Source organism: Gloeotrichia echinulata CP02 (genome assembly GCA_038087035.1).
Lineage (GTDB): Bacteria > Cyanobacteriota > Cyanobacteriia > Cyanobacteriales > Nostocaceae > Gloeotrichia > Gloeotrichia echinulata.
Window position 1 is genome coordinate 6,409,081 of the sequence record CP051187.1, and the last position, 20,644, is coordinate 6,429,724.

Here is a 20,644-nt window from a genome sequence, read left to right on the forward strand (position 1 = left end):
GGTGTAATTTTGGGAAATAAACGCTACTATAGGTAGTGCTTAACCGGGGATCTCTGCTACACACAGTCTATGCCAAAAGCTTCTGTAATTGGATTAGGAAAATCCGGGATTGCTGCGGCGAGATTGTTGCAAAGGGAAGGCTGGGAGGTAGTGCTAAGTGATAGCAACACCTCCCCAACCCTCCTTGAACAACAACAACAACTCGCGGCGGAGCAAATAACCGTTAAACTGGGGCATTCCCCGGAGTTAAATGGTTCAGAAATCCCGCAATTAATTGTCGTCAGTCCGGGAGTGCCTTGGGATATTCCCATATTAATCAAGGCACGAGAATTAGGCATTGAAACCATTGGCGAAATGCAACTCGCTTGGTTGAATTTGCAATCAATCCCTTGGGTAGGAATTACCGGCACTAACGGTAAAACCACCACAACTGCTTTAACTGCAGCCATATTTCAAGCAGCAGGATTAAACGCCCCCGCCTGTGGTAATATTGGCTATGCTGCCTGTGAAGTTGCCTTAGCTGCAACACCTCCCGACTGGGTGATTGGGGAACTTAGCAGTTATCAAATAGAATCATCTACTACCCTTACCCCCCGCATCGGTGTTTGGACAACATTCACACCAGATCACCTCAGTCGCCACAAAACTTTAAAAAATTACTACAACATCAAAGCCAAGTTGTTGCGTCAATCGCAATTGCAAGTGTTTAATGGTGATGATGTCTACTTGAGCAAAGTGGGTGTCATTGATTGGCCTGATGCCTATTGGACAAGTGTTAAAGGCAAAGATTACCTGATTGGTGAAAAAGGCTTTTACATCGAAAATGGCTGGGTTATAGAAAAGTTGACTCCAACCGCAACACCAGAACCCATTGTAGAAGTATCTGCTTTGCGGATGGTAGGAGAACATAACCAGCAAAATTTGCTCATGGCTGTAGCAGCAGCGCGGTTAGCCGGAATTGCAGCCGATGCTATTGAACATGGGGTGCGGGAATTTCCAGGAGTTCCCCATCGTTTAGAACATATCTGCACTTGGGAAGGTATTGATTTTATTAACGATAGCAAAGCCACCAACTACGACGCAGCCGAAGTCGGGTTAGCATCTGTTAACAGTCCCGCCATTTTAATCGCCGGTGGCGAAGCTAAAGCGGGTGATGACACAGGCTGGCTAGCAAAAATTCAAGCCAAAGCCGGCGCAGTCTTATTAATTGGTAACGCTGCGCCTGCATTTGCCCAACGGCTACAAGAGGTGGGATATGCTAATTACGAAATTGTCGAAACAATGGAGAAAGCAATTCCCAAATCAGCCCAATTAGCGAAACAACATCAAGCTTCTGTGGTGTTACTATCTCCAGCTTGCGCGAGTTTCGACCAATATCCTAATTTTGAAGTCCGGGGTGATGATTTTCGTCAGTTGTGTTTGGCGTGGGTGCAAAAAAACTAAACAGTTTGTAGTAGCCTGAAAGCGCTAAAGCTCCACTACAAATTTAGGGCTAGCCCTTTCAATGTGAGTAAAAATTTTGCTCAAAAAATCCCTTTTTCATCTTTTATATCTGTGTCCTCTGTGGGTAAGTAGTTAAATAAATTACTTTTTTAACCGCTGAGTCCGCAGAGAGCGCAGAGAAAAAAATGGATTTTACCAAAAAAAAACTGGGTCTAGAGCCACCGTCCTTTTTTTAGAATCACCGCCCTAAAAGTGCGGTGAGAACGTCAAAAGTCACCTTGAAAGGGTATCACGGTCTGGGTACTTAACAGGTTATTATATACCAGGTAGGCTCGACCTCTGTGGAACACCATGTATCCCCAATTATCCCATTTCCATGCATCCTGGTGTACGCAGTTCATAACAGCTACTTAAATTGAAATGATTGAAAATCTATTCAATGCCTACACCCCTCTATTCACCTGGATAGGCTTAGGACTGATCCTATCTCGGTTCAGCCCAGATAGTTTTTTGAAGCTACTAGGACAAGGGCTGTACTGGATTGGAGTTCCAGTACAAATGTTCGTTTTGGCGCGTCACACTAACTTGTCTAATGGCGGACTCATCCTCGGGATAGTAGTAGGAGTATTATTGCTGAGTCTGGCACTAGCACTGTTATTGTGGTGGGGGCTACAATGGTTCATAAATCCAAAAGTCCAACCACAACCGCAAAGTCTGGAATTCCCAGTTGTAACAGATGTTAACTCCGTCAAACAGGCAAGTTTGGGTAGTTTTATACTGGCAGCTATTGTAGGCAATACAAGTTTTATCGGCTTGACATTAACACAAGTGCTGATTAGCCCAGAAAATACGGGTTGGGCAGTATTATATAGCGTCATCAACAATATTGTTGGTACATATGGTATTGCGGTCTTAATTTCTAGCTATTTTGGTAAGGGGGAAACCAAAAAGCATTGGTGGATAAACTTAAGGGATTTTATATCTGTCCCCAGCCGGTGGACATTTTTGTTGGGGTTGAATACACAGTTTGTGAAATTACCACAAGTTGTTGAATCAGGACTAAATCAAGCCGTTTGGGTCGTTATCGCCTTTGCTTTATTACTGGTTGGACTGCGCCTAGGGTCGCTCCGGGGCTGGAAAAATCTGAAAATCGCCTCAATTGCTAGCATCATCAAAGTCTTGATTATCCCGATGGTAGTGGGATTATGTGCTACTTATTTCGGTGTGACGGGCGAACAACGGCTAGTACTAGTGCTGATGTCTGGAACACCCACAGGACTTGCTGTACTCATTTTAGCAGAAGTTTATGACCTAGATCGAAATTTGTTGGCTAGCAGCATCGCCCTGACCTTTGTCGGATTACTGTTGGCATTACCTTTGTGGCTTGCCTGGTTTGGTTAACAGGGGATAAAAAACTCCACCCACAAGGGCCAACAATTTGAGATTTTAGATTTTGGATTATTGTACCACGTACCCTGGGTTTCGCTAACCCTACCTAAACTTCGTTATAGGTAGGGACTGCGCTCAACATTTTTGTTCAAATTTAAGGGATTGGCGATTGGCGATTGGCGATTGAAGTGAAGTTTTAGCTTTTGAGGCTCAAAAATGATTGAAAATCTATTCAATGCCTACACCCCTCTATTCACCTGGATAGGCTTAGGACTGATCCTATCTCGGTTCACCCCAGATAGTTTTTTGAAGCTACTAGGACAAGGACTGTACTGGATTGGAGTTCCATTGCAACTCTTGGTTTTGGCGCGTCACACTAACTTGTCTAATGGTGGACTCATCCCAGGGATAGCAGTAGGAGTATTACTCCTGAGTCTGGTACTAGCACTCTTATTGTGGTGGGGACTGCAATGGTTCATGAATCGAAAAATGCAACCACAACCGAGAAGTTTGGAATTCCCCCTCGCCAGAGATGTTCAATCGCTCAAACAGGCAAGTTTGGGTAGTTTTATACTGGCAGCTATTTTAGGCAATACAGGTTTTGTCGGCTTGACACTAACACAAGTGCTGACTAGCCCAGAAAATACGGATTGGGCAGTGTTATTTAGCGTTACCAACAATGTTGTTGGTACATACGGTATTGCGGTCTTAATTGCTAGCTATTTTGGTAAGCGGGAAACCAAAAACCATTGGTGGATACAGCTGCGGGATTTGATAACTGTCCCCAGCCTGTGGACATTTTTCCTGGGCTTGAATACACAGTTTGTGAAATTACCACAAGTTGTAGAGTCAGGACTAGATCAAGCTGTTTGGGTCGTTATCGCCTTTGCTTTATTACTGGTTGGACTGCGGCTAGGGGCAATGCGGTCTTGGAAAAGTCTGAAAATCGCCTCAATTGCCAGCATCCTCAAAGTCTTGATCATCCCGATGGTAGTGGGATTAGGTGCTACCTATTTCGGTGTGACGGGCGAACAACGGCTGGTACTAGTGCTGATGTCTGGAACACCCACAGGACTTTCTGTACTCATTTTAGCAGAAGTTTATGACCTAGATCGGAATTTGTTGGCTAGCAGCATCGCCCTGACCTTTGTCGGATTATTCCTGGCATTACCTTTGTGGCTTGCCTGGTTTGGTTAAGGGACTTGCTATAAAAACTCTTGGCGGCGATCGCTTGATCAACGTCAAAAACAGCTAAACTAATACCAAGTTGAATAATGATGCTGACAGATGGATACGTCAACTACCCACACTGACTGAATACAGTACAGTGTGGGCTTGAAAGAATCAGCTTTCAAAGCAAAAGATGACTAGCCCAGTAGCTCTTACCTGATACGTACCTCCGAGCGTTTCCCTAACTCGGAATAACTACAAACTACCTGATTAGTAGTGCTTGCAGAAAGGACATTTTGGTAATAGTGGGCTAAGGGACTTACAACTTACACGAGAGGATTATCTCCATGATTCGTGTGACAGTGTTAGATAAAAACGGTAAACCCATGATGCCAACAAAAGCCAGTAGAAGCTCGAAGTTGGCTAAAGGAGGGGAAGGCAAAGGTTATTCATAATGACCTAAAGATTATGCGTTGCAGTCTAAGAGATTGTTTGATTTGTCGCTGTCCTCCTTCCTCTCTTACCTACGGTAAGAATTGGTCGCAGGACGCAACAAATCAAACCCACAATTCCTCCCGACACCGAATCATAGATTACGGTGTGGGACTCCTTGCGGGTTTAGTTGAAAGCGATTATCAGTAATTCTTTCACAATCCAAAATGTTGTAACTTTTGTTCGGGGTGGTGTTTTCTTCCCCCATCCCTTGTTTGTTCCCCCTGGCAATATAGCCAGGATAATTACTGATCTCGATTCTTCTCCCTAGAGTCGGTACAGTTCAGTAGCAGAAACGGTTCATGAGATTTATCGTTTGCCAAAACATCTGCTGCGATTAGGCAACACTAGATGTAATAAGCTAGTCTGTTGTCAACATCAGTAAGGGGTTTTGTTTTACGTCTATGACTATCGAGGATCGCATTAATAATTCTGAAAGTAAGTTGCTCTGTTGTGGTGTCCAAGTTTCTCAACCCAAGGGCCGTGCAGTTAGTCGGTTAATGGGAATGTTGGCTGCTTTCCCCGTCGCTTTGACATTACCTGTAGATGCTTTACAAGTACAGGTCTCTCCCAGTAACCCTCGACTGGGGGATACGCTGTCAGTGGTGATTAATCTAGATAATCCCTCAACTGATAATCTTCAACCCACAACTGAAAACCCCCAACCCTCAACTGAAAACCCTCAATCCATAACTGATAATCATCCAGGGGTAGCTATTGGCGAGAAGACCTACCCAACGTTTGAAATTGCACCCAAACAATATCGGGCTTTTATACCCACAACTCCATTAGAAAAGCCCGGAATCAGAACAATCCAGATTACAGGGGATGGTCAGGTGCAAAACTTGCCAGTGCGAGTGCGAAACCGTACATTTCCCGTTCAACGCATTAATTTACCACCAGGGAAAGCGGGAGTAGAAGCTACAGAGTTTGAACTCAAGCGTGTAGCCGCTTTCAAGGCACTACAAACACCCGAAAAATATTGGAGTGGTGTATTCTTGAAACCAAATGCCGGGCGGATGAGTACAAAATTTGGTGTACGTCGCTACTATAATGGTAAATTTGCAGAGGATTACTATCATCGTGGCCTTGACTATGCTGGTGCAACGGGTTCCCCGGTCATCGCCCCAGCCGCAGGACGAGTTGCTTTAGTCGGCACAGTCTCCCAAGGGTTCCGGGTTCACGGTAACGTAATTGGCATTGACCACGGTCAAGGAGTCACTAGCATTTTCATGCACCTAAGTCGCATTAATGTCCAAGAAGGCGATTTAGTCAAAGCTGGTCAAAAAATTGGCGCAGTAGGTGCAACAGGTGCTTCCACCGGACCACACTTGCACTGGGGTCTATATGTCAATGGTCTATCTATTGATCCAATACCTTGGCAAACTAAGGTTTTTAATTAGTAGAGACCAAATTAATTTCCTCTGTACATGAAGTGTATTTTTTTTTGCCTAATTTTGGGCAAAATAAATTAGATTGTTACCGTCCCTACCAAGCATTGGTAGCTTAGAAATTATGAGTGTTATGAGTATTGAAAAAATTGTCGAACAAGCTCTCCAAGATGGTTATCTGACACCAGCTATGGAAGCAGAAGTCGGGCGCATCTGCGATAATGCCTCAGAACTCTCCATAGAAGAGTACATGGCACTGGATAGGCTAATGGGGGCGCTATTAACTGGCGAAGTGGTAGCGGTACCTCGCAAACAGTTCATCAACGTCATGGAAGAGTTGGTATTAACAGAAGCGATCTCCAGAGTAGCAGAAATCGAAGCTACTAGCGAAAGTTCCCTGGATGTAGGCGATATAGCCGCTTACGCCCTCAATCGCCTTCCTCCCCTCTATGCAACAACGGAAGAAGGTGCTAACTACCAGCGCCAACGCGCTAAGGCAGATCTTCAAGAATTAATTGCCCAGCAAATAGGCGAAGCTATTGGTCGTAACCTCGACCAACCCAATAACAATCAAACACCAGTATCGGGTAAAACTACTGGCAATGAGGTGCTAAAGCACGTCAGCACTTTACTTCAAGCCTACGCTCTTAATTATGAGCAAAAATCCCAATCTTAATGGTCAAGGGTCAAGAGTCAAGAGTCAAGGGTCAAGAGTCAAGAGTCAAGAGTCAAGAGTCAAGAGTCAAGAGTCAAGGGTCAAGAGTCAAGAGTCAAGAGTCAAGAGTCAAGAGTCAAGAGTCAAGAGTCAAGAGTCAAGAGTCAAGAGTCAAGAGTCAAGAGTCAAGAGTCCAAAGTCCTCAGTCTTGACCGTTGACCCTTGACCCTGGACGGTTCACCCTTGACCCTTGATCAATCTTGTACTATAACTCGCGTCCCTAACCTCACTTGCTCGTACAGTAATCGGACATCGGGATTTCGCATTCTGATGCACCCGTGAGAGATAGCAGATCCGAGCAGGTGGGTATCTGGCGTGCCATGAAAGCCAATTTCATTGTGTCCATCCGACCAAAAACCAATCCAGCGGTCTCCCAAAGGACTATCGGGGCCAGCCTCAAAGACTTTGCCGGTAATGGGATGCAGCCAAATAGGATCATGTTGCTTATGCATGACTTGAAAATTCCCTGTGGGTGTTTCCCATCCCTTCTTACCTACCGCAATTGGGTAGCTGGCTATGACTGTATCTGACTGGTAAACATAGGCGCGGCGATCGCTTAAATCAATCATCACTTGCCTTTTATCGTATACCACCTTATTACCTGTTTTTTGTTGGGCTGCAGCCCTTGGCATTAGCGACTCTGGCCAGTCGTCCACCGCCCTTGGGTTCTGTGCTTGTCCTTGCCCCACTAACCGGGTCTTTTGAGCTTTTTCAGTTGCTCTGGCTACATTTTTACTCCCTGTTCCCGACTTAGTATTATGAGACTTTATCGTTGAGGTCTTTGATTTAGATGTCCTATCAGTCACTTTAGCAGGAACAGACGCGCCCAGCGCGGTTCCCTCGATCCCCGTTTTCGACAGCTTTCTCTGACTGTCCTGAGTGGAGGCTAGCTGCTCAGTTTTCTGTTCTGTTGTATTCAGGTGCCAATGGACAGCCAGAGATAAAATTGCTGTGCCAAAACAGAGCCACATGATTATCCGCGCTACAGATACATTTCTTTCCATTGTCATCGCCTATTTTTAATCCCTGACTTATCCACTTGACTAATTGGATGTGTTAAGCATCCTTTTATCAAAAATTTATAAATACTTATCACTTTCCTTATGAATCCGCATATACCTCTGGGCACACTAAAGCTATCCAGAAGTCATAACCTAAAAAAATTCCCGGTAAGAATTTTTATTTATTGGAACTCTTGAAGTGCAGCAATCAATCATTAATGGTGTGAGTGGAAGAAAAACCATGTTTGAAAAACTATTGTTAGCTGTCACAATTACATTTTCCCTCAATTTCTTTTTTCAAGTTCGTCTACCCGATCAAACTAAGACTGGTGCTAGTTATCAGCAGGATACAAAAACATCAGCAACGATTCTAGTCAGCAGACCGGAGAAATAACAATGGGGCATTGGGGATTGGAGATTGGGGATTGCACTTCTGGTGCGGACGCTACGCGTAGCTTGCTTCCACGTAGTGGTACGGCTCCGCTCTGTTACCAGGGATTGGGGATTGGGGATTGGGGATTGGGGATTGGGGATTGGGGATTGGGGATTGGGGATTGGGGATTGAGGGATGAGGGAGAATAATCCTCATCCCTCAATCCCCAATGAGTCTCTATCATTTATTTAAGATACATACTACAACTGGTTTGTCAATTGTATGTAGTACGATATCACTAACAGCACAACTATACGTAACATTGCTGGATTTTGCCAGCAGAGGTCTAATAGCTGAAGGAGTTACCATGCAATCATTAGGGCTAAACAAGGGCGCTCTGAGTTCTCACGAATCTACCCCAACTTGTATACCTCAGTGTTCCACTCATAATTCCGTCACTTATCTGAGGAACTTCCTGCCGATTAGCAGGTCTAATAAAAAGGGATTATTTAAAGCCAGTACGATCTATGAGTCAGTCGATTACTGTATCCTGGTCAACGGTTGATGCGAGGTGCCCAGAAGCATCGGTGCAAGTTGACAAACTCTCAAATCACGATCTCATTTTGCGCTGTCAAGTCGGACAGCGACCAGATCGTGCTGCGTTTGCAGAACTATTGCGCCGCTATCAAACTCAAGTCGATAGGGTGTTATACCACCTGGCTCCAGATTGGGCTGACAGAGCCGATTTGGCTCAAGAAGTTTGGATTCGAGTATATCGGAATATTAGCCGATTACAAGAACCTGCCAAATTTCGGGGCTGGTTAAGCCGCATTGCTACCAACTTGTTTTATGATGAGTTGCGCAAACGTAAGCGGGTTGTCAGTCCTCTATCCCTAGATGCTCCCCGCTCGGTAGAAGACGGCGAGATGGATTGGGAAATTGCTGGAGATACCCCAGGACCGGAGGAAGAACTGACGACTAGAGAATTTTACGAGCAACTGCGAGACGCGATCGCCGATTTACCAGAAGTATTTCGTACTACAATTGTCCTCAGAGAAATCGAAGGGATGGCTTATGAAGAAATTGCCGAAATCACTGGCGTTTCTTTAGGAACCGTGAAATCGAGAATAGCTAGGGCTAGATCGAGATTGCAAACCCAGTTGCAAACTTATCTTAATATCTAATTTACAGCATCTTTCCCTGGCTCAGTGGCAGAACTTAAGCATAGATTAATAATTGTCAAGAAATGTCAAGCCTTCTGCCATCAGCAGCCAATTTGAAATATTTCTCAAAATTGTCCGCTGCTTTTACCCGTTCATGAATTGGTAATAATGTTAAGATGACTACTGATTCTCAGTTCTACAACCACTCTGACTCGCAACTTCCAAGCGTTATGGCAGATGGATTGGCCAAGCATACCAATGAATCGACGGGTGCAAAGGATATGGTGAAGCGCGATCGCTTCGAGTTATTGAGTGCTTACCTCGATGGCGAGGTCACAGCTGCTGAACGCAGGCAAGTTGAAGAATGGCTGGCAAATGATGCCGGCGTTAAGTGCTTGTACGCTCGACTGTTAAAATTAAGACAAGGCTTGCGGAATCTGCCCGTACCAGAGAACCAACAGCCAATAGAAACAACAATCCAAAAGGTTTTCGCGCGGTTACGTCGCCGTTCTCAGTTTGTCTGGGCTTGTTCGGGCGCGGCTGTTGCGGCTTGTGTGATTGGCGCAGTATCAGGCGTCCTCCCTGGTGGGGAATCCAAAACCCTGCAATTAGCGCAGCAAAGAATAGCAGAACCAGCAAAAACGACCCCCGTCATTGCCGTTCCTGCTTCACCGCTGATGGTGGCTTTAAATAACCCAGTGATTGAAATTCCCAAAGCAGCAGTTGCGCGATCGGCAAAACCTGCAAATCACCGACAGCCGAAACAAGTTGATCCGAAACAGGATATCAACTAATTGCCCAATTCGCTGTGTTTGGAGTTAAGCCGCAGCCACTCCACCAGCCATCAGGTTGGGGAAAACCTCTTAATTGGTAAACCCGGTCTAAGGTCATTAAGTAGACCCAAGCCCGACCCAACGAGAGCATATCAAGATTAAATATCTCGATATGCTCTCGATTATAGAGGTTTTCTGATTTTTGTCTAGTAGTCTGGTAATCTTCTAGCTGATCTAATTCAGTTAAATTTTCTGAATCGGCAAAAGAAATTGACATACTCCCTGATCTGAAAGTTCAGGGATTCTGGATTCAAACAGCAATAGCAGGCATAGCCCGTCTTACATCACCTAGCCCGACAGACAATGCCCTGCCTGTTGCCACCATTTTACCAAAAAGCCGTCCTAAAAGAACGGCGGCTCTAGACCCAAATTTTCGGTAAATAGCCTTGGACTGGTGTATCTCCTAGAGTCATGGCTGGGTAGCCTGCAGGTAAAGCAAATAGCTTACCTAGTGCCATAGCGCGTTGAGCATTGACCAATTTGCCGGCACAATATCTTTGATAATTCGCTTCACCTGGCTTGAGGGTGCCGTAGACAAAGACCCGCAGCCCGTCAGAGGATTGCATTTTTGATAGAATTAGGGTAAGTCAATAGTCGTGCTTGAATGAATTATGTCAGAGATTGCAAGGTTCTAGGGAATTGTGATTACAGCATCTTCCTGTAAAAGGTATCAGCAAAAATGGGCTTCATGGATTGTGTTTCTATGAACAGGATTCATTGGATTTTGTGGGCGTCCAACTAGTTGCAGTGCCTCTACAGGTGTACCTCACGCTTGGCGAAAAACGCTATATCTCATGGAGATAAAATCATCAATCAGGAGTTTTAACCATGAAACAAAAGACTCTTCCTATTAAGTTATCTCAAGAAGAAATTAACCATTTTTGTCAACGTCATTCGATCCGCAAGTTGTTTTTATTTGGTTCAGTATTAAGAGATGATTTTACAAGAGAAAGTGATGTTGATGTTTTAGTAGAATTTGAACCGGGAAAAACTCCAGGTTTAGCTATTATTACGATGGAAGATGAGTTGTCAAGTATAATAAATCGCCAGATAGATTTAAGAACATCAGCAGATTTAAGTCGTTATTTTCGTGAGCAAGTCTTAGCGGAAGCTATGGTTATTTATGAGCAAAATTGACGATTTAACTCGGCTAAAACACATCCGAGATTCCGCAGAAGAGGCGTTATCTTTTGTGAACAATCGTACCAGAGAAGATTTAGATCATGATAGGATGCTATCTTTAGCTCTAGTAAGATTAATTGAAATCATCGGTGAAGCAGCTAATCATGTTTCTGAATCTTGCCAAGCTAAGTATTTTCAAATACCTTGGCGACAAATTATCGGCATGAGAAACCGTATAATTCATGCTTATTTTGATGTTGATTTAGATATAATCTGGCAAGTAATCACTCAAGATTTAGGTTCACTTTTAAGTGAGATTCAAAAGGCAATTAAAGATTTAGAAAGATAAATTATTTTAACAGAAACAGGATAATTGAGACAACTTTGGATAATTTCTACCTCAATAAACTCTTGATATGAACTCTCAAATTTTAGTTTTTGTAAGTTATATTTAATAGACATTTCCCAAAGACTAGCAAGACTTAAATAGTATTGTTTTTGTCTTCGATTAAATCTTTTAGATGAGCATTCAGTTGTATATCATCGTTAACGAACCAAAGAAATATATGGGTATCTAATAATAATTTCATTCCATGTAATCCTTAAAGTCTTCGAGAGAGTCGTTAAAATCTGATGACATCCATACTTTCCCTTTAGCACTACCTCGTTTTAACGGGCGTTGAATTGGGGAAATTTCCGCCACTGGTTTATCATCTTGTGTAATAATGATCTTCTCTCCTTTGATTACCAGGTCGAGATATTTAGTTAAATTAGACTGGAATTGATTTATTTCTAGTTTAGTCATGATTAGTAATTCTTTTACGATAAGTGTTGGATACTGAATCTGAATATTATCTTTATTCTAATCTGAATCGAATAACTTTCTCATCGTTATAGTGTACTTTTTTTGGCATTCTGGAAATCGGCAAATAGCTCATCTTCACTAATACCTTTTGTTTCCAGTAATTGTTTGATTTTCTGTACTGCTGCTTGTAAAGCAATTAAATCTTGTTTTTGAGGAGTAGGTTGTGTCGGGATATAGTAACCTATTTGCACGCCATGAGAAGTAATTGCTATTGGTTCAGATGTCTGTTTTGTGTATTTGTGTATATTGGCACGAAATTCCTTGATTCCTACAGATTGTATTTCCATGATAGTAAACTGGCAATAAGTGTACACAGGAGTACACCATAACACAAAATCATGCCAATCGGACCTCTGTCCACAAACAAGCTCTAAGGTAGCCCGTAGTAGACATCGCCCTTCTCCCCATAAAACAGCGATCGCTCAGTTACGCTTACGGATAACAACTGGGTTTTTGTATTATTCGTAATAGCGATTGCACTCTTGTAATCGTGAGAAAATAGCATAAAAATCAAAAGCAACTAATCATGAAAAGAGAATTTAATGTAATTATCGAACGAGATGCAGATGGCTACTTTATCGCCTCCGTCCCTAATCTAGCTGGATGTCATACACAAGCCAAATCTTTAGATGAGTTGATGGAACGTATCCGAGAAGCGATCGCACTCTGTTTGGAATTTGAATCAGAACAGGATTCATTGGATTTTGTGGGCGTCCAACGAGTTGCTGTTGAAGTATGAGCCAATTTCTTTATCGCAATAAAAGGTAAGGTGGGTTAGCGACAGCGTAACCCACCTAATTTAATCATAGGGATGGTGCCGTATAGCGTTTCTCGCCCTAGTAAGGTACACCCGTAGGGGCACGGCATTGCCGTGCCCTTACACCGCGTGATACACTTTTGTACCTAACTTAACTGAGAATCGCTATACTTTCAGTTAACGCACCCTATAATATCAGGCAATGGCACCGCAAGCGCCGCAGGTATCGCACTTGTGTATACACAGTAGCCTTGTGGGTGGGGCGGTTGACTACATATCATCTTCCAATAGTTCGGCTATTTTCATTATTGATTTTAAAGTTCCCAGTTTTAAATCTTGATTTCGATGTACGGGAATAGAGATAATTTTATTCTCATTAGGCTTTTCATAAATATGGTGACTTCCTGTAATTTTTTTGAGAAGCCAGCCTTTTTGTTCAACAATTTTACATAGCTTTTTCCCGGAGATTGATTTCATACCGCAATTTCAATAACTTGTGAAAGAGGATCTGGTTTTTGAATTTCATTCGCTACTTCTAACCAGCCTTGTATCGCATCATGGAGGTTATTGACCAATTCTTCCATTGTATCTCCTTCTGTTATACAACCGGGAAGACCAGGTACTTCAGCCCAATAACCCCCTTCTTCTGCAGGATAAATAATGGCTTTGATTTTCATAGAACTTCGTGGGATGTGGGAAACTCAGTCACTTTAGTGCTGAGAGGGAAACGACTCGGCGGTTTTAACCGCAGTCAATCTTTATTCATTACCGCCTTGGGGTTGTTTAATTTGGTGTGCTTTTGTATTGCACTTTCAATGGGACAATTACCATTTCAAATTTTGCAACCCTGTACGCATAATGTTTTGCTCCGAGGAGCCACCCTTTCGGGGTAAAGTTAGCTTCTCCTAAGAGGAGACGCTACGCGAACGACCAGTTATAAGAGCTTTTTAGGCTTGCAACACTGTTCCAGTGACCTTAGAACTGTTTAATCACAAGCGACAGAGCAGGGAACTAGCTAGCCTTCGGCAACGCCAAGGGCGAACGCATTCCGAGGTGTCGTGACTCAAATAACGGCTACCCTTCTCTTCTCTACGAGAGGCTGCGCCAACGAGACGCTGACGCGAACGACTACGCTCAGGGTGGTCTGGTCAGCACATCTTGCTTGATTTCTCTTACAAGCTCAGTCCCTTTAGGGCTGGGTTGCTGACTGCTTTGACATTTTTTGTTGATCTCAACAAATTTTAACAGATATCCCTTACCAAATTCCATGATATAAAGCCTCTCTCCACAAACAAGCTCCGGCGTAGCCCTTCCAAATTCCCCAAAGCGATCGCACTAAAAGGTAGGGTGGTTACGCTATCGCGTAACCCACCTAATTTAATCATAGGGATAGTGGCGTACTTTCGGTTAACGCACCCTACAATAGGAGGCGATGGCTACGCCCGCCGCAGGCATCGCACCGCAAGCGCCGCAGACATCGCACTGGGGAGTCTTTTAACCCATTTCAATGGGTTTAAGCTAACAGTTATGAAAACGACTACGGCTCTTAACCGAACCGTATTCAATAATTAATAATTTACTTGATCAATATCGGTGTAAATAAAGTCATTACCTTTAAATAACAAAGGTTGATTTGTATATTTTGCTAAAGCATAGGAAAAGCAATCTCCCATATTCAGCTTTGCTGGATGGCGACCCTTACCAAATTTCAAGAATGCTTCGCTAGCTAATTGTGCTTGCTCTACACTGAAAGGCATGATGATTAGAGAGAGTGCTTCAATCAATAAATTCAAATTCTCGACTCCCTGCTGACCATATTTAGTACCTAAAACTATGGATGCTTCAACGTAGCCCGGAGCAGAAAGTAGGCAATCTTTGCTTTCGTTAATCAGCTGAATAAATATCAATTCTTCAGGTTCAGCATAAATAATTGCCAGGATAGCGGCAGGATCAACAACCATTATTCTGGAATTCCCAACTCGTTGTAGCCAATAATTTCATCAGGGCTTCTGCTATCAAGAGTAGGTAAATTTCTAATATTATAACAAATACTGCGAACAGCATTAATATCAATCTCTTTCGTTTTGAGATTTTCTAAGGAAATAGGAGAAAGTTGATACAAAAGTTTTCCTTTGATTTCCATGCCAGCAAAACTTGGAGGCATTTTTAGAGATATAAAACCATTCTCGTCTACACGGGCATCAATATTTATTTGCTGCATTGTTTTATGATCCAAATTAAATTGACTTATTTATTTTAGTTTTTCCTTTATTAATAGTGATGTCTACGATGGGCTACGCCTACGCATTCCCGTAAAAAAGGCGATGTCTAAGAAGTGCTGCAACCCATCTTACCACAAACAAGCTCCGGCGTAGCCCTTCCAAATTCCCCAAAGCGATCGCACTAAAAGGTAAGGTGGGTTAGCGATAGCGTAACCCACCTAATTTAATCATAGGGATAGTGGCGTACTTTCAGTTAACGCACCCTACAATAGGAGGCGATGGCACCGCAAGCGCCGCAGGCATCGCACTAGCTAAAGTCAGCGAAGAATTGGACTTTAGCCGCGTATCTTCCATAAAGCACGGTTGTAGTAATTGTCATCAGCGCCAACGACATTAGGACTTGCAAAGCCGCTTGATATTAGCCAGCCTCCCTCAGCTCCGCGCTCTCCTTTGATTGGGTCTCCATCAGAAAACAGATACCGCTTTGTCTCTTTATTTTCAATGATTTACATGTCCCAGCAAAGATCCTAAAAATAAGATGCGTTTGCGCTGAATCAAGTGGTTTTTTCTTCCCACACCTTTGTGACGTTTTTCCACCCCAATTCCTGAACTTTTCGAGTTAGCGGCACTTTTTTGCCAAAAAATCCGCACTCAACCCCCATAACCCTTACGCCTCTTATCTTTCAGCCGCTGCATATTTTTTTCAACTTCCCCACGAGCCGGATACAACAACTGCAGACTCAAAGCACTTTCATAAGCCTGTATCGCTCCCAACCTATCGCCCAACTCCGCCAAGGCTCGCCCTAACCAGTAATCAGCCAAAACCGGGTGAAACGCCTTCAATTTCTCACTTCCCTCACAAGCTGCTTCCCACCATCCCTGACTAGCCTCAGCATCCCCCAGAACCTGGTAACTCTCGCCTAGCCACAACGCAGCAGGTACTAATTGCAGATAACCCCCCACTGGTAACAACTCCCATCCTTGGGTGAAAGCCTCCACCGCTTGTTGGTGTTTACCAGCCAAAGCCAACACCCGGCCATGACGAACCCAAGCATCAGCTAACTGGGGCTGTAGTTTTGTCCCTTGCTCAGAAACACTACACCCTCGTTCAAAGTCGTTGAAGCATTCCACCAAGACTAACCCCGCAGACGCCCAAATACTCCATCTGTCAGGAAACTGCTCTAGCATTTCTTCCACTATCAAAGCTAGTTTTGCTCCCCTCTCCTGGGAGGGTGGAGTCATGGGTAAAATTTCACACAAGGCTCGATAGATTTCACAATCCTTGGCGTACAAACGATAAGCCTTGAACATTGCCTCATCGGCTGTCTCGTATTCACCTGTCTGGAATAAGCAGCGTCCGTAATAATACCAGCTACTTGGTTGAGTTGGATATTTTAAAGTATACTGTTGCAACAGGGCTACCCCCTTCGCCGAATCGCCTCGATAAATGTGATAATATGCCAGTAAATTATCGGCTAGCACCCCATGAGAAGTCTGTTGCAGAACAGAGGTAATTATCTTTTTAGTCTGCTTGCCATCCTCACCGGATACCAATCTCAGATTGCAACGCTCATCTAACTGTCGTTGAAGTACCCGCAAATCATCAGGAGCTAAGACCATCAATTTCTGCAAGCGTTCTCTGGCTTCCTGAACATTCCCCATCGCCATCAGTGCATCATAGCTATGAATCAATGCCACAATATCATTTGGATTGATTGACAAAACCTGATCAAAGGCTCGTAAAGCGCCAACAGGATTCTCTTTGTCCATCTGCACTTGTCCCAAAGCCAGCCAGTGAACTATTTTGTCTGGTTCTGAAGCAGCAGCTAAATCAAAAGCTGTAATTGCTTTGTCACTGTCACCTCTACAAACTGCAATCAATCCATATATATGATGTCGAGTTCCAAGATTGCGGGACAATGGCAATGCACCTTGAAAAACCTCTATCGCCTCTGCGTTGCGTCTCATTACCTGTAAAATTTTCCCTAGTTGTAGTCGCACGTCAATCAATTGAGGTTGTCGCTCAATCACTTGATGATACTCGTCAATAGCCTGTTCCCAGTGACCTATATTGATCAGAAGTTCAGCTAATTCCCACCTTTTCTTCCATCCTTGGGGATGCTCCTGGACGTGCTTACTTAAGCTTTTCAACTTTTGGTCTTGTCTACTTGGCTTTTCGTTTAAGACTAGATGAGCATTCATCTCCACCCCTGAAGGCTCGGAGAACTGTACCAAGAATGTGGCAAAGTTTGTATACATAGCACGGTGAATTTGTAACTAATTTCTTCAGTGTTGTTTGTTGTAGTTATCGATGCTTCCCCGTCAAATATCACTGTTTTGTCGGGTTGCGACTCTTTTACCGTGGGAATCACCGATTTCAAGTCTGGTAGGAGGGAATCTAAGGAAGTGTCATCTTCCCCCGTCAGATACTTGTTCAACCGGTTTCGCAGAATGGTTCGCGCCTGTTGAACCCGTTTCCAAACGTTTTCCTCAGAGAGGGTGAGTTGTTTGCTGATGTCTTGACATGACTTGTCTTGGAAGTAGCGGAGAATAAAAGGGTCACGCAGTCTGGGAGGTAAGGACTCAATCGCTTTATTCAGGTATGCTCTCATCTCACACCGAGAAATGTCTGATTCGGGAGATTCGCCACTAGCGTTGACTGCTAGATGATCTGCATTAATATCGTCAATATTTTCCATCTTTTGCGCCTCTCGCTGGCGTTGGCGATGGATATCCATACAGTGGTTATGGATTACTTGGGTCAACCAAGCTTTGGGATAGGTGATTTGCTCCCTATGGTCTGGCCATTTACTCCAGGCTTTCAACATTGCTTGACTGAGGGATTCTTCAGCATCATAAGAATTACCATTCATCCACTTTAGGCAGCAACTGTAATGATAATCTCGATATTGCTGCCATAACTGCCAAAATTCACTGCGATGGCTACCCTCGCCGCAGGTATCGCCTTGGGAAAAATGCTTTAATCCAATAGGCTCTGCTAATACTGTTCTACCCTTGCTCACCTGGGAATTACAGCCAGATTTACCTCTATTTTTTAGCTCTGATGAGAGAATAAGGCTCATTTTTCAGGTTTTTGGATGTTGATGAAAAAATATACAAGAATTGTATTTCTTTTATGAATTTTAAAATTCAGCTAAATTCAGGATTATTGAAATTTAGGAGTAAGGATTATCTCAGTTAAATTCAGTTAAATTCAGGACTTGGGTAAAAACTATGATTTTAGTAACAGTCATATCTTGATAAAAATCATCAGATATGATACAAAAAAGTATTAGTTTTATAAATATTAAAGTTTGATTTGTCGAATATAATCTAATAGGATTCATCTGTAGTAGGGGCGCAAGGCCTTGCGCCCTTACCGCCAGGCCTTGCGCCTCTGATAATCTGTTCCTACCTGCGGTAAAAATTTTATTATCAGAACGTTTCGATTTTTACTCGCTTACATCCCCTCCCTACTAAGAGTTGAGGAAGGGGAATTACGCGAATCAGTTAAATTAAGAGTCAAGGGTCAATTGATTTTGGATTTTGGATACTTCTCTACGTTCGCGAGTGCGTGTCGTAGACAGAGGCTACGCCTAGCTTGCTTCCACGTAGTGGTACGACTTAAGAGCGGGACGCTGCGCGTAGCTTGCTTCCACGTAGTGGTACGCTCAGTACAAGTTTGGGATTTTGGATTTGTTCCGCCCACAAGGAGCCTGCAAGGTACCGAAACAATCTAAAATCTAAAATCTAAAATCTAAAATTCGGAGGGTCAATTGATTTTGGATTGACCCTTGATTTTAGCTTAACCCGGCAGAAGCCCCACACCATACCCGAAGTTGGTGTGGGATGAATGACGGGATAAAAACGAGACGCCCTCTAATTGTTTTTTACCGCAAGTAAAACAGATTAGAGGGCAGTTGAGTTTTTATCAATATCTTGAGATAGGTAATCACTTCTTGCTAGAATATATAAGTGACGACAAAGCCTAAAATGCTGGTCTAACATAGTACCTTCTCCCAAAGGGAGAGGCTGCGCCAAGAAAACTGAAAATATGGGGTTTTATAGGGAAATGCAACCGTGTATGCGTTGCTACCTCCTGTAAGTAAAATTTTCAAGGAAACTAGTTTGAACTTGGAATTTTTTTAAGACCAAGAGTGGGGCAGGGCACGTACCTCACTATAAAATGCTGTAGTGGGAAAAATGGAGTACCACAAAAGAAGTTCCTGATATCCTTAACAGGACTCGGAAGCCTACACCACATTGCTTGCAATTGGTGTAGGAGTGTCACTTAAAATCTCAAACCCAAACCACCTTGTACAGAAACAGCAGTACCACCACCATCGCGGTAGCCGTCAAAGGCAATAATAGCATTGCCAAAAATCACCGTATTGCTATTGGGTACCATATAATCAATACCCGGTTGTAAGGCAAAACTGATTTTATTCCCAACAGGGGAAGGAGTATCACCATTAGCGAAAACTACACCAGCACCCAAGTAAGCATCAGTTTGCCAGTTTAGGGGCACATCATAAGAAACTGTAGGTACAATCGCTGTACTCCGACCAACTAAAGCTTGGGCGCGGAAAGAAATCGGTGATTCCAGAAGCTTGTAGCGAAAAGCAATCACCCCACCAACCTGAGAACCGTCAGTTACACCAACTGTTGGACCGACACCAACATAACTACCATAGGCTACTTGAGCTTGTGCTGGTTGAGTATTCATCAAAACACTCAACACCGAACCAACCCCTAAAACTGTCACCAAATACGGAACATGCTTCATGACCCAATTCCTCACACCATTTTAGATTATCAAGGTTCGCTTTAATACCTATGTTATCGCTATAATCATTTGTCAGTTTTAACGTTCAGACACGGTTTAGCCTTTCGTGCATATTTTTCCAGATTTTCAGATGCATTTATCTGTAGGGGTGCAAGGCTTTGCGCCCCGAACCACAATCGTCCTCACATAGCTGATAAAATGAGTCTTACCCCCCATTCGCCAGTTGTCTCCTAAGAAGAGCAGAGGTTTCTCCACAGAATGTAACTGTTGTAGCATATAAATAGTTGTCGCCAGTTCACAAATATATGAATCAGACACTGAAAGAGCTTGACTAAGTTGACTATTATGTAGACAGTAGGCAAGTGTATACAATACTATGCCCAAACTCTTACCAATGACAAATGACAAATGACAAATGACGAACATAGCCAGTACGCTTTATTTGCGCCGACCTACTTAAAAGCTTTATATAGCCAAGATTTTTATCAATGGATACAAACTACTATTCAAAACATCCGTAATCGAGAGTTGAATTCCCTAGATTGGGAAAATTTATTAGAAGAGTTAGAAGACTTGGGTAACGAACAAAAACATCAATTAGAAAATCGCTTACTTGTCTTATTTGAGCATCTGCTCAAACTAACTTATTGGCATCAAGAAAGAAACTATAATAGTCGAGGATGGAAAGGTACAATTATAGAGCAGAGAAAACAACTCAAAAAACTGCTCAAAAGAAATCCTAGCCTCAAACCTTATTTACTAGAAGTCTTTACCGAAGCCTATCAAGACGCTAGAGATATTACAATTGTTAAAACTGGTATTGAAGCAGAAATCTTTCCTTTAGAGCCAATTGTGACTCCTGAACAAGCTTTAGATGAAAATTGGCTACCTGAAGAAAGTAAATAGACCACGCTTTTGGGGC

24 protein-coding genes and 1 pseudogene are annotated in these 20,644 nt (G+C 43.2%); 13 read left to right on the forward strand and 12 right to left on the reverse strand.

Annotated features, from left to right (window positions below; genetic code table 11):
* The first annotated feature begins 69 nt into the window (after window positions 1–69).
* The 5 genes from murD (at window position 70) to HEQ19_28525 (ending at window position 6,561) form a co-directional block, all read left to right on the forward strand.
* Window positions 70–1,443 (forward strand): UDP-N-acetylmuramoyl-L-alanine--D-glutamate ligase, encoded by a 1,374-nt coding sequence (murD, locus tag HEQ19_28505; protein ID WYM02837.1) that lies wholly within the window; start codon window positions 70–72, stop codon window positions 1,441–1,443.
* Between the two features lie 420 nt (window positions 1,444–1,863).
* On the forward strand, window positions 1,864–2,844 hold the full coding sequence (locus HEQ19_28510) for an AEC family transporter (GenBank protein ID WYM02838.1): 981 nt from the start codon (window positions 1,864–1,866) through the stop codon (window positions 2,842–2,844).
* Window positions 2,845–3,048: 204 nt separating this feature from the next.
* Complete coding sequence (locus tag HEQ19_28515) at window positions 3,049–4,029, forward strand: AEC family transporter (protein ID WYM02839.1); 981 nt, start codon at window positions 3,049–3,051, stop codon at window positions 4,027–4,029.
* Between the two features lie 869 nt (window positions 4,030–4,898).
* Entirely contained in the window at window positions 4,899–5,897 is a 999-nt protein-coding gene (locus tag HEQ19_28520; GenBank protein ID WYM02840.1) for a M23 family metallopeptidase, read from the forward strand.
* A 121-nt stretch (window positions 5,898–6,018) separates the two neighbouring features.
* Entirely contained in the window at window positions 6,019–6,561 is a 543-nt protein-coding gene (locus HEQ19_28525) for a late competence development ComFB family protein (protein ID WYM02841.1), read from the forward strand.
* A gap of 233 nt (window positions 6,562–6,794) precedes the next feature.
* Here HEQ19_28525 and HEQ19_28530 read toward each other — a convergent pair whose 3' ends face one another.
* Window positions 6,795–7,610, reverse strand: a complete 816-nt coding sequence (locus HEQ19_28530) for a L,D-transpeptidase (GenBank protein ID WYM02842.1) — start codon at window positions 7,608–7,610, stop codon at window positions 6,795–6,797.
* Window positions 7,611–7,800: 190 nt separating this feature from the next.
* On the opposite strand from HEQ19_28530, the gene HEQ19_28535 reads away from it, so the two are divergent.
* The 4 genes from HEQ19_28535 (at window position 7,801) to HEQ19_28550 (ending at window position 9,931) form a co-directional block, all read left to right on the forward strand.
* Window positions 7,801–7,995 carry a hypothetical protein gene (locus HEQ19_28535; protein ID WYL98138.1) on the forward strand — a complete coding sequence of 65 codons (195 nt, stop codon included), beginning with the start codon at window positions 7,801–7,803 and terminating at the stop codon, window positions 7,993–7,995.
* Between the two features lie 2 nt (window positions 7,996–7,997).
* A complete protein-coding gene (locus HEQ19_28540; GenBank protein WYM02843.1) occupies window positions 7,998–8,183 on the forward strand; it encodes a hypothetical protein in 186 nt (61 codons plus the stop codon).
* Window positions 8,184–8,501: 318 nt separating this feature from the next.
* Window positions 8,502–9,158 (forward strand): sigma-70 family RNA polymerase sigma factor, encoded by a 657-nt coding sequence (locus HEQ19_28545; GenBank protein ID WYM02844.1) that lies wholly within the window; start codon window positions 8,502–8,504, stop codon window positions 9,156–9,158.
* A gap of 155 nt (window positions 9,159–9,313) precedes the next feature.
* Window positions 9,314–9,931 (forward strand): zf-HC2 domain-containing protein, encoded by a 618-nt coding sequence (locus tag HEQ19_28550; GenBank protein ID WYM02845.1) that lies wholly within the window; start codon window positions 9,314–9,316, stop codon window positions 9,929–9,931.
* On the opposite strand, the gene HEQ19_28555 is transcribed toward HEQ19_28550, so the two are convergent.
* Window positions 9,924–10,187, reverse strand: coding sequence for a gamma-glutamylcyclotransferase (locus HEQ19_28555; protein WYM02846.1), 264 nt, complete (start codon window positions 10,185–10,187; stop codon window positions 9,924–9,926). The genes HEQ19_28550 and HEQ19_28555 overlap by 8 nt on opposite strands.
* A gap of 160 nt (window positions 10,188–10,347) precedes the next feature.
* Window positions 10,348–10,536, reverse strand: a pseudogene (locus HEQ19_28560) (gamma-glutamylcyclotransferase).
* Window positions 10,537–10,798: 262 nt separating this feature from the next.
* Here HEQ19_28560 and HEQ19_28565 point away from each other — a divergent pair.
* Window positions 10,799–11,107 (forward strand): nucleotidyltransferase family protein, encoded by a 309-nt coding sequence (locus HEQ19_28565; GenBank protein WYM02847.1) that lies wholly within the window; start codon window positions 10,799–10,801, stop codon window positions 11,105–11,107.
* On the forward strand, window positions 11,094–11,441 hold the full coding sequence (locus tag HEQ19_28570; protein WYM02848.1) for a DUF86 domain-containing protein: 348 nt from the start codon (window positions 11,094–11,096) through the stop codon (window positions 11,439–11,441). The genes HEQ19_28565 and HEQ19_28570 overlap by 14 nt, the downstream gene beginning before the upstream one ends.
* 237 nt (window positions 11,442–11,678) lie before the next feature.
* On the opposite strand, the gene HEQ19_28575 is transcribed toward HEQ19_28570, so the two are convergent.
* Entirely contained in the window at window positions 11,679–11,897 is a 219-nt protein-coding gene (locus HEQ19_28575; GenBank protein ID WYM02849.1) for a type II toxin-antitoxin system Phd/YefM family antitoxin, read from the reverse strand.
* Between the two features lie 86 nt (window positions 11,898–11,983).
* Entirely contained in the window at window positions 11,984–12,244 is a 261-nt protein-coding gene (locus tag HEQ19_28580) for a prevent-host-death family protein (GenBank protein ID WYM02850.1), read from the reverse strand.
* A 239-nt stretch (window positions 12,245–12,483) separates the two neighbouring features.
* Between HEQ19_28580 and HEQ19_28585 the strand changes: the two genes are divergently transcribed.
* A complete protein-coding gene (locus HEQ19_28585; GenBank protein WYM02851.1) occupies window positions 12,484–12,696 on the forward strand; it encodes a type II toxin-antitoxin system HicB family antitoxin in 213 nt (70 codons plus the stop codon).
* A gap of 288 nt (window positions 12,697–12,984) precedes the next feature.
* Here the strand turns inward: HEQ19_28585 and HEQ19_28590 are convergent, their stop codons facing one another.
* From HEQ19_28590 to HEQ19_28620, 7 genes are all read right to left on the reverse strand, one after another.
* Window positions 12,985–13,191, reverse strand: coding sequence for a type II toxin-antitoxin system HicA family toxin (locus HEQ19_28590; protein ID WYM02852.1), 207 nt, complete (start codon window positions 13,189–13,191; stop codon window positions 12,985–12,987).
* Window positions 13,188–13,391, reverse strand: a complete 204-nt coding sequence (locus tag HEQ19_28595) for a type II toxin-antitoxin system HicB family antitoxin (GenBank protein WYM02853.1) — start codon at window positions 13,389–13,391, stop codon at window positions 13,188–13,190. The genes HEQ19_28590 and HEQ19_28595 overlap by 4 nt, the downstream gene beginning before the upstream one ends.
* Window positions 13,392–14,282: 891 nt before the next feature.
* Window positions 14,283–14,675: a type II toxin-antitoxin system VapC family toxin gene (locus HEQ19_28600; protein ID WYM02854.1), complete on the reverse strand. Its 393-nt coding sequence runs from the start codon at window positions 14,673–14,675 to the stop codon at window positions 14,283–14,285.
* Window positions 14,675–14,950, reverse strand: coding sequence for a hypothetical protein (locus HEQ19_28605; protein WYM03674.2), 276 nt, complete (start codon window positions 14,948–14,950; stop codon window positions 14,675–14,677). The genes HEQ19_28600 and HEQ19_28605 overlap by 1 nt, the downstream gene beginning before the upstream one ends.
* Before the next feature lie 637 nt (window positions 14,951–15,587).
* Window positions 15,588–17,195, reverse strand: coding sequence for a tetratricopeptide repeat protein (locus HEQ19_28610; GenBank protein ID WYM02855.2), 1,608 nt, complete (start codon window positions 17,193–17,195; stop codon window positions 15,588–15,590).
* Entirely contained in the window at window positions 17,135–18,019 is an 885-nt protein-coding gene (locus HEQ19_28615; GenBank protein ID WYM02856.1) for a sigma-70 family RNA polymerase sigma factor, read from the reverse strand. The genes HEQ19_28610 and HEQ19_28615 overlap by 61 nt, the downstream gene beginning before the upstream one ends.
* 1,208 nt (window positions 18,020–19,227) lie before the next feature.
* Window positions 19,228–19,722, reverse strand: a complete 495-nt coding sequence (locus tag HEQ19_28620) for a hypothetical protein (GenBank protein WYM02857.1) — start codon at window positions 19,720–19,722, stop codon at window positions 19,228–19,230.
* Between the two features lie 408 nt (window positions 19,723–20,130).
* Between HEQ19_28620 and HEQ19_28625 the strand changes: the two genes are divergently transcribed.
* Complete coding sequence (locus HEQ19_28625; protein WYM02858.1) at window positions 20,131–20,628, forward strand: DUF29 domain-containing protein; 498 nt, start codon at window positions 20,131–20,133, stop codon at window positions 20,626–20,628.
* The last annotated feature ends 16 nt before the right edge of the window (window positions 20,629–20,644 follow it).

Coding starts and splice junctions, on each gene's coding strand:
- murD (WYM02837.1), top strand. CDS start 70: ATGCCAAAAGCTTCTGTAATTGGATTAGGAAAATCCGGGATTGCTGCG.
- HEQ19_28510 (WYM02838.1), top strand. CDS start 1,864: ATGATTGAAAATCTATTCAATGCCTACACCCCTCTATTCACCTGGATA.
- HEQ19_28515 (WYM02839.1), top strand. CDS start 3,049: ATGATTGAAAATCTATTCAATGCCTACACCCCTCTATTCACCTGGATA.
- HEQ19_28520 (WYM02840.1), top strand. CDS start 4,899: ATGACTATCGAGGATCGCATTAATAATTCTGAAAGTAAGTTGCTCTGT.
- HEQ19_28525 (WYM02841.1), top strand. CDS start 6,019: ATGAGTATTGAAAAAATTGTCGAACAAGCTCTCCAAGATGGTTATCTG.
- HEQ19_28530 (WYM02842.1), bottom strand. CDS start 7,610: ATGACAATGGAAAGAAATGTATCTGTAGCGCGGATAATCATGTGGCTC.
- HEQ19_28540 (WYM02843.1), top strand. CDS start 7,998: ATGGGGCATTGGGGATTGGAGATTGGGGATTGCACTTCTGGTGCGGAC.
- HEQ19_28545 (WYM02844.1), top strand. CDS start 8,502: ATGAGTCAGTCGATTACTGTATCCTGGTCAACGGTTGATGCGAGGTGC.
- HEQ19_28550 (WYM02845.1), top strand. CDS start 9,314: ATGACTACTGATTCTCAGTTCTACAACCACTCTGACTCGCAACTTCCA.
- HEQ19_28555 (WYM02846.1), bottom strand. CDS start 10,187: ATGTCAATTTCTTTTGCCGATTCAGAAAATTTAACTGAATTAGATCAG.
- HEQ19_28565 (WYM02847.1), top strand. CDS start 10,799: ATGAAACAAAAGACTCTTCCTATTAAGTTATCTCAAGAAGAAATTAAC.
- HEQ19_28570 (WYM02848.1), top strand. CDS start 11,094: ATGAGCAAAATTGACGATTTAACTCGGCTAAAACACATCCGAGATTCC.
- HEQ19_28575 (WYM02849.1), bottom strand. CDS start 11,897: ATGACTAAACTAGAAATAAATCAATTCCAGTCTAATTTAACTAAATAT.
- HEQ19_28580 (WYM02850.1), bottom strand. CDS start 12,244: ATGGAAATACAATCTGTAGGAATCAAGGAATTTCGTGCCAATATACAC.
- HEQ19_28585 (WYM02851.1), top strand. CDS start 12,484: ATGAAAAGAGAATTTAATGTAATTATCGAACGAGATGCAGATGGCTAC.
- HEQ19_28590 (WYM02852.1), bottom strand. CDS start 13,191: ATGAAATCAATCTCCGGGAAAAAGCTATGTAAAATTGTTGAACAAAAA.
- HEQ19_28595 (WYM02853.1), bottom strand. CDS start 13,391: ATGAAAATCAAAGCCATTATTTATCCTGCAGAAGAAGGGGGTTATTGG.
- HEQ19_28600 (WYM02854.1), bottom strand. CDS start 14,675: ATGGTTGTTGATCCTGCCGCTATCCTGGCAATTATTTATGCTGAACCT.
- HEQ19_28610 (WYM02855.2), bottom strand. CDS start 17,195: ATGTATACAAACTTTGCCACATTCTTGGTACAGTTCTCCGAGCCTTCA.
- HEQ19_28615 (WYM02856.1), bottom strand. CDS start 18,019: ATGAGCCTTATTCTCTCATCAGAGCTAAAAAATAGAGGTAAATCTGGC.
- HEQ19_28620 (WYM02857.1), bottom strand. CDS start 19,722: ATGAAGCATGTTCCGTATTTGGTGACAGTTTTAGGGGTTGGTTCGGTG.
- HEQ19_28625 (WYM02858.1), top strand. CDS start 20,131: ATGACAAATGACGAACATAGCCAGTACGCTTTATTTGCGCCGACCTAC.